At 45.7% G+C, this 12,108-nt stretch carries 10 protein-coding genes; all 10 read left to right on the forward strand.

Features of this window, described 5'->3' with window-relative positions; translation table 11 throughout:
- The first annotated feature begins 26 nt into the window (after positions 1–26).
- Positions 27–1,790, forward strand: coding sequence for an ABC transporter ATP-binding protein (locus AC6EJC_RS08920; protein ID WP_444953649.1), 1,764 nt, complete (start codon positions 27–29; stop codon positions 1,788–1,790).
- Entirely contained in the window at positions 1,783–3,633 is a 1,851-nt protein-coding gene (locus AC6EJC_RS08925) for an ABC transporter ATP-binding protein (protein WP_444953650.1), read from the forward strand. Before AC6EJC_RS08920 ends, AC6EJC_RS08925 begins: the two co-directional genes overlap by 8 nt.
- A 196-nt stretch (positions 3,634–3,829) precedes the next feature.
- The gene (locus AC6EJC_RS08930; protein WP_444953651.1) at positions 3,830–4,213 is read left to right on the forward strand and encodes a VOC family protein; all 384 of its coding nucleotides are present in this window, start codon (positions 3,830–3,832) and stop codon (positions 4,211–4,213) included.
- A 927-nt stretch (positions 4,214–5,140) separates the two neighbouring features.
- Positions 5,141–5,263: a hypothetical protein gene (locus AC6EJC_RS08935; protein ID WP_444953652.1), complete on the forward strand. Its 123-nt coding sequence runs from the start codon at positions 5,141–5,143 to the stop codon at positions 5,261–5,263.
- 51 nt (positions 5,264–5,314) lie between these two features.
- A complete protein-coding gene (locus AC6EJC_RS08940; RefSeq protein WP_444953653.1) occupies positions 5,315–5,914 on the forward strand; it encodes a TetR/AcrR family transcriptional regulator in 600 nt (199 codons plus the stop codon).
- 71 nt (positions 5,915–5,985) lie between these two features.
- Positions 5,986–7,200, forward strand: a complete 1,215-nt coding sequence (locus tag AC6EJC_RS08945) for an MFS transporter (protein WP_444953654.1) — start codon at positions 5,986–5,988, stop codon at positions 7,198–7,200.
- Between the two features lie 399 nt (positions 7,201–7,599).
- Complete coding sequence (locus AC6EJC_RS08950; protein ID WP_444953655.1) at positions 7,600–7,722, forward strand: hypothetical protein; 123 nt, start codon at positions 7,600–7,602, stop codon at positions 7,720–7,722.
- 1,442 nt (positions 7,723–9,164) lie between these two features.
- The gene (locus AC6EJC_RS08955; protein ID WP_444953656.1) at positions 9,165–9,356 is read left to right on the forward strand and encodes a hypothetical protein; all 192 of its coding nucleotides are present in this window, start codon (positions 9,165–9,167) and stop codon (positions 9,354–9,356) included.
- A gap of 699 nt (positions 9,357–10,055) precedes the next feature.
- Positions 10,056–10,190, forward strand: a complete 135-nt coding sequence (locus tag AC6EJC_RS08960) for a hypothetical protein (RefSeq protein WP_444953657.1) — start codon at positions 10,056–10,058, stop codon at positions 10,188–10,190.
- The coding region (locus AC6EJC_RS08965) for a non-ribosomal peptide synthetase (protein ID WP_444953658.1) at positions 10,187–12,108 on the forward strand (1,922 nt) is incomplete at its 3' end. The genes AC6EJC_RS08960 and AC6EJC_RS08965, both read left to right, overlap by 4 nt.

Here is a 12,108-nt window from a genome sequence, read left to right on the forward strand (position 1 = left end):
CTATCAGATAAAAGGAGAGCAACAGAATGCTGAAGATATTCAAATATCTCAAGAAAAATGAATGGATGCTCGTGCTTTGCAGCCTGGCTTTCATCGTTGTACAGGTATGGCTTGATCTGAAGCTACCTGATTATATGGCGGAAATCACGACCAAGCTGCAAAAGGAAGGAACGCTTGTGGCCGAACTGCTGATTCCTGGCAGTTACATGTTGTTTTGTGCCGTCGGCAGTATGATTGCATCTATTATTGTTGGCTATTTCGCGGCAAAGGTGGCTGCAGGGCTGGCCATGCGTCTGCGTGCGATGGTCTTTGATAAGACCTTATCGTTTTCGATGGAAGAGATGAACAGCTTTTCGACGGCCAGCCTCATTACCCGCTCCACGAACGATGTTACCCAGATTCAAACGGTGGTTGCGCTGGGGCTGCAGGTGATCATTAAGGCACCGATTCTGGCCGTGTGGGCCATTATGAAGATTGCGGATAAAAACTGGCAGTGGACCGCCTCTACAGGAGCGGCCGTGGCTGCTCTGATCCTGATGCTAAGTGTCATTGTTATTTTCGCTCTTCCAAGTTTCCAGAGAATCCAGCGTCTCACCGATAATCTGAACAGGGTAACACGTGAGCATCTGACCGGACTTCGGGTGGTGCGTGCTTATAATGCAGATCAGTATCAGGAGGATAAGTTCGAGCAGGCCAATGTCGAATTGACGAACACGAATCTGTTTGCGAGCCGGTTAATGGCGATGATTGGTCCGGGTATGACCTTTATTATGTCGGGTCTGAGTGTCTCAATTTATTGCATCGGCGCTTTCCTGATTAACGCAGCGGCCGTGCCGGACCGCATTACGCTGTTCTCCAATATGGTCGTATTCTCCTCTTATGCGATGCAGGTGGTCATGGCCTTTATGATGGTAAGTATGATATTCATACTGATGCCTCGCGCTTCGATTTCTGCCAAACGGATCATGGAGGTATTGAATACCAAATCCAGCATCGTTGATGGGCATGAGACGGCTGGAGAAGAGGGCGTTATGGGTCAGGTGGAATTCCGTAATGTCAGCTTCAAATATCCGGACGCGGAGGAGCCCGTGCTTCGCAATATTAGCTTTACGGCGAAACAGGGCGAGACGGTTGCCTTTATTGGCGCCACAGGCAGCGGCAAAACCAGCGTGATCAATCTGATTCCCCGTTTCTATGACGTGACCGAGGGAGAGGTGCTTGTGGACGGTGTGAATGTCAGGAACTATAAGCAACAGGAACTCCATAACAAAATCGGGTATGTCCCCCAGAGAGCTGTACTGTTCAGTGGTACGGTGGCATCCAACGTTTCGTATGGCGATAACGGAAGAGCAGGATCTTCGGAGAAATTCGTCAAAGCAGCCGTTGGAATTGCCCAAGGCACGGAGTTTGTCGAAAAAATGGATGGTCAATATCAGGGACGGATTTCACAAGGTGGAGCGAACGTGTCCGGTGGTCAAAAGCAGCGTCTGTCCATTGCGCGTGCCATCTACCGTCAGCCGGAGATTTATATCTTCGATGATTCCTTCTCTGCATTAGACTACAGAACAGACCGGATTCTGCGCTCCGCTCTCAAAAAAGAAACCGGCCACGCTACAACACTTATCGTTGCTCAGCGCATAGGCACTATCAAGGACGCTGACCGGATTATCGTGCTGGACCAGGGGGAGGTTGTAGGGAGCGGCACGCATGAAGAGCTGATGACGAACTGCAGCACCTATCAGGAGATCGCGTATTCGCAGCTTTCGAAGGAGGAACTCGTACATGGATAAGAATGAACACACCGTCGACAGCCAGCAAATGAAAATGAATCAGCGAGGTCCCATGGGTAAAGGCCCCGCGGGGGGCAGGGGTGCTGGTGAAAAAGTGAATAATTTTAAAAAGACCATCAGCCAGCTCGTATCCTACAGCAAGGCCTATGTTCCCATGATTATACTCGCTATGGTGCTGGCCTTGGTCGGCTCTGCCCTCAACGTGATTGGCCCGGATAAGCTCAGTGATATTGCCAACCTGATTCAGGAAGGAATCGTAACTGGGGTTGATGTGAGTGCTGTCCAGAAGATTGTTCTTGTATTAGCGCTTTTATATGGATTTGGTCTTATCTTTAACTATTTCCAAGGCTTCATTACGGCAACCGTCTCACAACGTCTTACAAAGAAGATGCGGACAGAGCTGTCTCAAAAAATCAATCATATGCCTTTGAAGTATTTTGACGCTACAAGCTACGGTAATGTGCTCAGCCGTGTGACCAACGATGTCGATACCATCGGACAAACGTTAAACAACAGTCTCGGCACGCTTGTCAGCGCGCTGGCAACCTTCGTGGGCGCCTTGATTATGATGCTGTATACGAACTGGATCATGACCGTTACCGGGATTATAGCTACGCTGATCGGTTTTTCCCTGATGACCGTGATTATGAAGCATTCACAGAAATATTTTGTAGCACAGCAAGCGGAGCTTGGCCAGATCAACGGTCATATCGAAGAAACCTATGCCGGTCATAACGTAGTCAAGGTATATAACGGAGAACAAGCAGCCAAGGAAGTGTTTCATGGCATTAACAGCCGCTTATATACAAATGCATGGAAGTCCCAGTTCATGTCTGGTCTGATGATGCCAGTCATGATGTTCATTGGAAATTTTGGTTATGTCGCGGTCTGTGTCGTGGGAGCTTTGCTGGTCAACCAACAGACTATAACCATTGGAACTATTGTGGCCTTCATGGTGTATATTCGTCTGTTTACACAGCCTTTGTCGCAGCTGGCACAGGCCGCAACCAATCTGCAATCGGCGGCTGCCGCCAGTGAACGTGTATTCGAATTTCTGGGTGAAGAAGAATTGGCAGATGAGCGTGACAAGACCACGAAGCTGGACACCGCCAAAGGGGATGTCGAATTCAAACATGTCCGTTTCGGCTATAATGCAGACCGTATGATTATCAAGGACTTCTCCATGAAAGCTAAAGCTGGTCAGAAAATTGCCATTGTCGGTCCGACAGGCGCCGGTAAGACCACGCTCGTGAATTTGCTCATGCGGTTCTATGAGCTGAACGGTGGGGAAATCTACATTGACGGAACCCCGATCAGCCAATTAACGCGTGGGAATATTCATGAATTATTCTGTATGGTGCTGCAGGATACCTGGCTGTTTGAAGGAACGATCCGTGATAATATCGTCTTTTCCAAAGAGCATGTTACCGATGAACAGGTCGAAGCAACATGTAGAGCGGTGGGGCTGCATAGCTTCCTTAAAACACTGCCGCAGGGCTATGATACCGTGCTGGACGACAAAGCCAATCTCTCTGCCGGTCAAAAGCAATTGATTACCATTGCAAGAGCCATGATTGAAGATGCACCCATGCTCATTTTGGATGAGGCCACAAGCTCAGTCGATACGCGTACGGAATTGCTGATTCAACAAGCGATGGACCAGCTGACTGTGGGGAAAACCTCCTTTGTGATTGCTCACCGCCTTTCCACGATTAAGAACGCGGATCTGATTCTGGTCATGAAGGACGGTGACATTATCGAAATGGGTAACCATGAGGAATTGCTGGCTAAAGGCGGCTTCTATGCCGATCTATACAACAGTCAGTTTGAACATGCATCCTAAAATCCACTAATAGCTAACAGCATATCAGGGTAAATATATTCAACAACAAACCACTCAAAAATTTGCTGAAAGGATGGATAGAGTAATTTTATAAAATCGGAACAGGACTACTGACGAATGTGTGGGTTGTTTTGCTTGCAGCCAGATTGTTAGCACAGCACCATGCGTCACAAATATCAAAGGAGGCAAAAACAGTATGAAAATCATTGTTACCAGTATATTCGTACAAGACCAAGACAAAGCACTGGAGTTTTATTCAGAAAAGCTGGGGTTTGTAAAAAAGGAGGACGTTCCTGTCGGAGAATTTAGGTGGATAACGCTTGTTTCTCCCGATGATCAAGACGGTACCGAGCTTTTGCTCGAACCGAATGACCATCCTGCCGCAAAGGAATATCAAAAGAAGATATTTGCCGAAGGCATCCCAGCAACAATGTTTGGCGTTGCAGATATTCGCAAAGAGTACAAACGATTAATGGAAAAAGGCGTGAAGTTTACTATGGAACCGACAGAAATGGGCGAAGTCACAATAGCTGTCTTCGACGATACATGCGGCAACCTTATTCAGATAGTGCAGAAGTAACTTCATGACGAAGTTTGAAACACTGATTTTTGCGCTTCATGGATGGCTAACGTAGGCGTTAGTTTGAGATTACAGCATTTAGAAATTGAAAAAGCTGAAAACAAGAAGGCAATATAAAACCCTGATTCTTCTGCTTAGTGTAGAAAAATCAGGGTTTTAACTTCGAAAAAAAGAGAACTTTGCGATTGTAACACATAAATATGAACTAATTAGGTTTAGTTTGAGCGTATGTTATAGAAATTCGTATTTAAATGTTACTGGACATCATTTGTCGGGTGACAAGAATATTATCTCATTCCCGATGGGTCTTTATGAAGTGAAACAGGAGGATATAAGAAATTGTAGGTGCTCAGGAGTATTTCTTAAGAACTTATATTATGTTGCAACGCCTTCCGGACATAGTTCGTTCATTGTCCGAGCTAATCGAATGAAGTAAGGACATTCAAATCAGAACAAAGAAAGACACTTAAGCTATGACAATGTCGTTGCGGAAGCCAATTTTAATCGACCCGATACAGCCTTGGTGATGTGACAAGCGCAAAGACTCCTGATATATATTCTTTTGGTTATACGATGATTCAGGCAAATTCCTTTGTCGGAAATATGCGAACATCTTTCACAACAATTAACAAGAATAGAGCGTATAACCGTTTCTAATGAAAGAGCTCATCCTCATTTGGTTTGAGTCCTGAAGATATGCAACTTTAAATCAAAATTTTGGTTATTTACATCGATGGACAAAGATAAAGGGATCGATGCAGCTATCGAGGAGTTATGTGAGGCCGGTTATCTGAGCAACTTTGGATGGGAGTAGTCTGTGGGTGAAATGGTATGACAATTGTAAAAAGGTTTTATCCCGCTCAAGTGATGCATTTTAAATTGTGCCAGGAATCACCGGTGTCAGTTGGCAAAAGGAGCTGTTGTACAGTGACAACTGCTGAAAATCCTGCACGGGCAAGGAAAGAAAATAAAATGGATGAATTGTATTGTATGTGGGGAGAAAAGGGAGGAGTAGCTTTTATACTTTTAGTTTACTTCTTCGGGCTCTAATGATAACATACAGAATGAACGTTCAGTATTTATGAAAGCGAAGTGGATGGAATGAACAAAAAGCAGCTTCAAACCGAGCAAACCAAACGCAGGCTTGCCGAGGCTTCCAAAGCGCTGTTTGCCCAGAAGGGATACAAGGCAACCTCGATTGAGGATATCGTGACGGCGACGGGCAGCAGCAAGGGCAACATCTATTATCATTTCAAAAGCAAAGAGGGGCTGTTCCTCTATCTGATTGATGAATGGAATCGAGAATGGGAAGAGAGCTGGGCATCCAATGAGCATTTGTACCAAACCTGCACCGAAAAAATATACGGGCTGATGGAACAGCTTGTGTTGGACGATATGAATCACCCGCTAACGAAAGCGGCGGATGAGTTTTTTACGGGGGAGAAGAAGGAAAACGATATTGAGGAACGGATCGACCAGATTCTGAAGCATCACATCCAATTTAACCGGCAACTGGTGCAGCAAGGAATCGAAAACGGGGAATTCAAGACGGATCACGCGGCTCGGCTCGCCATTATACTAGAAAGCACTATTATCGGTCTGAGCCAGCTGTCACGCGATCTGGAGCCGGAGGAGGCGCTTACGCTCTATCGCCAGGCGGCTGACGTGTTCCTGCACGGCATCTCTCGAGGGCTAAAGTAAGCTCACAAGCCTGCAGGCAGATGGTTGCCGGGAAACAAGACGTATTTTGAAGAAACATGGAGGAAGTAATCATGGCATTGCTAATACGTAACAGGGGCGCATTGCTGCTGTTGATGTTTAATATTTTTCTAGTATTTACGGGCATCGGCTTGGTAGTGCCTATTATGCCGGCCTACATGGATTTGTTGCACATTACAGGCACGACGGTAGGCCTGCTGGTGGCGGCGTTCTCGTTCACCCAGTTCCTGTTCTCTCCGATCGCGGGCCGATGGTCCGATGCGTGGGGACGGAAAAAGATAATTGTCATCGGTATGCTATTTTTCGCCGTATCTGAATTTATGTTCGGTGCCGTAAATGCACCTGTCCTGCTGTTTGCGGCTCGAATGCTTGGGGGCATCGGCGCGGCGATGATCTTCCCGTCGGTGATGGCGTATACGGCCGACATTACGTCCGAAGAGGAGCGCGGCAAAGGCATGGGACTTATTAATGCCGCCATTACGACTGGATTTATTATCGGGCCGGGAATTGGCGGATATATCGCCGAATACGGCATCCGGGTACCATTCTATGCGGCGGGTATTGCCGGATTGCTTGCAGCCATCATCACGCTAATCATTTTGCCGGAGTCTACTCGCCTAACCGAAGAGCAGGACGTTATCGCTGCAGCGGGCGCGGCGAGGGCAAAAGGCCTGGGACTGGTTACCCAATTGCTCCGCTCCTACCGTGAGCCGTATTTCTTGAGCCTGATCATCGTTTTTGTCATGGCCTTCGGACTGGCTAATTATGAAACAGTGTTCTCGTTGTTCGTCGATCACAAATTTGGTTTTACAACCCGAGATATTGCATTTATCATTACGTTTGGCTCCATTGCGGGCGCGGTTGTGCAGGTTGCCTTGATCGGCTGGCTGTTGAACCGCTTTGGCGAGAAGAAGGTTATCTCGGTATGTCTGTTCTTCGTTGCGTTGTTCATCTTGCTGACTTTGTTCGTCCACACGTATTGGCTCATTTTCGTCGTAACTTTCATCGTATTTCTAAGTATGGATATTTTGCGCCCGGCCGTCAGCACGAATATGTCGAAGCTGGCCCAGGACCAGCAGGGCTTCGTGGCAGGCCTGAACTCAGCATATACCAGCCTTGGAAATATCGCAGGCCCGATCGTAGCCGGGGCGCTGTTTGACGTGAACATCAACTATCCATACGTTTCTGCCGCAGTCGTGCTTGGCCTCTGCTTCCTTCTGTCCCTTCGGGGAACGAGGCCGGTGGGCCAGCTCAAGGCGGAAATGTAATCGTGGAAGGAAAAGCGAAGTAAAGACATTGAGCAAATCGAAGAAGGGCGGAACTAGCAAAAAAGGCTGAAATCCCTGGGAAGTCCGTGCCAACCGGCCAAGAATGCCACGAAGCCTTACACAAGCAAAGGCACGATACGGAAAACTGATGTTAGCGAATCCGGCGGCACGAGCGGGCAATGAACAAACGGCTTCGGATTTAGAACAAACTACTGTTCAAAAAGCAAAGAGATCTGACCTTAAAAGCGGGCAGATCTCTTTTTTTGCATGGTTGAGAGTATCTCGATAGGTCTTGGTATAGTTCTTATAGTCGTCTTTTTCAGGGCCAAATCGTTTTTCACTTGTCGTCAAGAAGATTTGTACAAAGTGACTAGATGCGTCTAGTAGGTGATGCAGGCGGTGGAGACGACCCAGCAGCCAGTGGAGCGGAGAATGCAAACGAGCTGTGGAGAGGCGCGCTTTACTCGAGGTATGCCGAGCACTGAGAAACGAATGGGCGATATGAAAACGGTAAATGAATAGCTCGGTATGTCATTATTATAACCCGGTTCGTCTTCTTCATTCTCTTAACGCAGCAATGTCATATAAATTTTATGACACGATACACCAATCTAATCTGAAATTCTAGATAGTATGAGAATGAGGATATAACTTTTTTCAAATCGCATCTTGCCGGGTTTGTCCATGATCGCCAGTGTACCTGCCCATAGTTAGGGAGTGGTGTTAGAGAAGACCGCCAAGTACGCTGCTCAAACCTTACACATGTGCATGCAGAGGAACAGAGGGAGCGTGAACAGCAACGGAAATCCCCTGCAACCTAAAACACGTGATGTTTGAGGGCTTGTGTGATACCTGGATGAGTGGTTGCAAAGGGTTCGTTCTCTGTCTGGTCACAGGGCGGAAACTCACTCGGTCTTGATGCGCTCGGCAACAAAAACGATTCGATTGGTACGCAACATCTACCACATAACACAGACGTTTCCGGTACATTCGCTGTGATGGTAACCCCTTAATCCTTAAGAAACAAGTCGCTAAAAGCCTAATAATAGCAAGTCTTCTGCAACATGGAGACTTGCTATTTTGTGTTTCCGGTTTATTGAAGATTGCGAAAAAAACTAGTTCCAAAGTTATAAAATTTCTAAAAATTTATATTTTTGAAGGAAGATAAAAACGTTTCTATTAGTATGAAAACAAAATTTATAGCTTTATTAGGAGAAAAATCTAATCTGAACTGATTTTTTAGAAGAAGATTTAAAGAAAATTTTGCATGATAATCAGTCCAAAAGAACTATAAAACGAAACTATTTTTTTAAAAAATGAAGAGTTATTAATTTTGATTGATGTAAGCATGGCGAAAAAAAGTTCCATAATATAGGAGGGTGAATGAAGTTGCAGAAAAACTTGGAATTTGTCGAGTGATGTCAGATTGATTTGTTATATTTGTGTTAGTGGCATGTAAAGTAAAAATTGTTTTAGTACAAGGGTTATGGACTTTTTTGAAAAAATCCATAATTTTGATTTTACCAAATTCATAAAAATCAGTTGAATCACATTAACTGGTCAAGAGCAACTGTCAATTAATATAAAAAGTGAAATGGTTGCATTTAAAAGATATAAAATCAATAGAATAATATGGTTTATATATTATTTTTATGAAATATATCAATTTAGAACTTATGTCCCATGCTAATCGTTTTTAAAGTTTGTATATTTAAAATAGCTAGAAAGTATTGGGAGTAAAAAAGCGATATAAGGATTTAATGTTATATTATGGTCTGTATAGAGGATGTGAGAAATTCATATGGCGACTCGGTCACAATCTTAGTTTTTGAAAATCGTGATTCATCTGTCTGAGAAGATCCAGTCTGGACACCATTCAGGACATCATGCCCTCACTGCTTCCCGTTATGGCTTCATACGTACATAAGCCTTTTTCTTTCTTTAACACTGTATGGGAGCACTGGTTGCATTCGAAACAGAATGGCAGTTGTATAGCAAAACTGCAAGATCGTCTGTCCATATCATCGTATCTGGTAAATCCGCCCCACATCTTCCGTATTCCAAAAGAACTCAATGATTTAGCAGATCAACCTTTCACCGAAGAGCTGCGTTCGATGCAGGGAACACTCGAAGAACTACTGCAAAATCAGAGTTAATGCAATTTATTATGCTCGTCTGCGTACGGATTTTAAGGTATGCAAAAGTATGTTTATCAGCCTGGGAATCCCGTTGGCTTGTCCGATGACGCGCAGTCGTGAATATTTTGTCCGCTTCCTCACCCTAAAACTACGCTCATCTCATAACCATGCAGCAGCAGCTCATGCATCTTACAGCATCGATACCCTACAGCCATGAGTCAGACAGCACACATCACGATACACTACGTTATTAACATCTCGGCAACCATTCTACATTCAACCCACCACCAAGATGCACTCTCAGCATAATTCGAAAACGTTCTCATTCCATGCACATGCTCATACATCCAGAGCCAGAGTTATCTCACTATGTCTATTGAAACTTAAAAAAGCTCGCACTGCGCAAAAGCACGATATTTCAAACTGCTTTGCGGATTTAATGTACCGGGAGAACATGCTGGAACCATTCTACTATTTGGAAGAAAGTTCGACAGATTGGAATTTAACAGCTTGCACACCCATATCTCAATGGTATATCAGGAGTCGTCGCTTTTCCCGATCGCCATTGGCAATTCAATGCTGGAGGAAAGGAGTGAGAAATTTGGCATTAAGCCTTATTTCCACACTTTGCACCTAGATGCGGCTGTATCGTTGTTGCACAACTCCTTGTGGGGAGCGTATTTGCGAAATTCTGGATGAGTCGAAGGAAGAAGAGTCATGAAGCTGTTGCTGGGCTTTATCCACGGTGAGCTGAAAGGACAGGGCACGCATGACCAGTTCCTTGCCAAGGGCGGTCATTTATGCAGAGTTACTTTTTACCCATATCTATTTTGCGAGGAGAGATACGTATGACCCAGCACAATGTTCAATTGTTTGCATTAAGCCAGCCACAGCAACGTATTTGGTACACGGAGCTTGTGTATCCCAATCGCAACACGTCCACGATTATTACCACTGTTAAAATCAAGGGAACGGTTCGCATAGATGCATTGCAGCAGGCAATGAACCGGGTGATTGCACAAAACGATTCTTTTCGTATCAAAATCACGGCTCGGGACGGCATTCCCTATCAATATGTGGAGCCGTTTGCTGCTCAAAGCATAGAAACGCTTCAGGTTACCCCGGAGGAAGCTGAGCTATGGGTGAGCCATCATAACGCACAGCCGTTCCCCTTGCTGGATTCGCAGCTGTATCGGTTTGTTATTTTGCAGTTGGGGGCAGAAGACACCTGGTTTAGTTTCAAGATGCACCATATTATTTCAGATGGCGTAACCATGGAGCAGGCCATTAATGAAATTACGGGGCATTATATGAATATTGTGCATGGTACAGGTTCAGATGCGCCAGCCCCAGCGAATTCATATCTCGATTTTATTCAGGTGGAGCAGAGCTATGAGCAATCGGACCGCTATCAAAAGGACAAGACGTACTGGACGGAGAAATTTGCCGATTTGTCGGAGGTTACAGGTTTAAAATCATACAATCCGCTCACGGTGAGCACGGCTGCACGCCGGGAGAATTATACACTGGAGCACGAATTATATCGTGATGTCACGGCTTTTTGCGAGGCGCATAACATCAGTATTTTTACATTTTTCCTGGCTGCTCTGTATATTTATTTGCATAAAACGACAGGGGAACAGGATTTAACCGTGGGTACATTGTATGCTAACCGTACGTTGAAGAAGGAAAAAAATACAATGGGCATGTTCGTCAGCACCGTGGCTACACGTCTGCGGGTTGAGCCGGAATCCGAGCTGCTCACCTTCCTGCAGGGTGTTGGCAAGGAGCAGGCGTCCATTTTGCGGCATCAGCGTTATCCGTACAACAAAATCATTCAGGATTTGCATGAACAGCAAAGCGGCACGGATATTCGCCGCCTGTTTGGCGTTACCATTCAGTACCGTACGCTGAGCTTCTCCCGTTTTGATGAAGCTGTTCAGCAGGTGCATACCGATTTTTGCGGAGATACGGTGAGCGACTTCGATATTGCCATGATAGACATGCTGGATGACGATAAACTTGTATTGCAACTGGATTATCGGACCGAGCTGTTCAGCGAGCAGGAGATCGCCCGAATTATTCGCCAATTCCTGAGTGTGGTAGAGCATATGGTGAAAGGGCCACAGCAGCGGATTCAGGAGTTGTCACTGATGAGTGACGAAGAGCGGGCACAAATTATGGATGTTTTTAATGCGACAGCAGTGCCCTATCCACACGATGTGGGGATTCATGAGCTATTCGAGGAACAGGCAGAACGTACACCGGATCAGACAGCGGTTATGTTTGGAAATCAGAGTCTGACTTATCGGGAGCTGAATGAACGGGCGAATTCATTGGCACGAATGCTTCAAGCACAGGGAGTAGGACCTGACAAACTGGTCGGACTGATGGTGCAGCGCTCATTGGAAATGATCGTAGGTCTGCTGGCCGTTCTAAAAGCAGGTGGTGCTTATGTGCCGATCGATCCCGAATTTCCGTCATCTCGTATTGAATACATGCTGGAAGACAGCAAGGCCACAGTGCTTCTGACCAGCCGTGAGCTGGCAGAAGAGCATCATTGCAACGCCAATACCATGTTTCTTGAGGATGCAGAATTGTATCAGGGAGAGAGCGGCAACCTGAAGGCGATTGTCCGCGCAGAGCATTTAGCTTACGTCATCTATACCTCTGGTTCGACTGGAAATCCGAAAGGAGTTATGCTGCAGCATCGCTCGGTACTCAACTTTATTACAGGAATGCGCGAAGCAATTGACTTTGAAGCGAGCCA

The organism is Paenibacillus sp. TY11 (assembly GCF_059772165.1).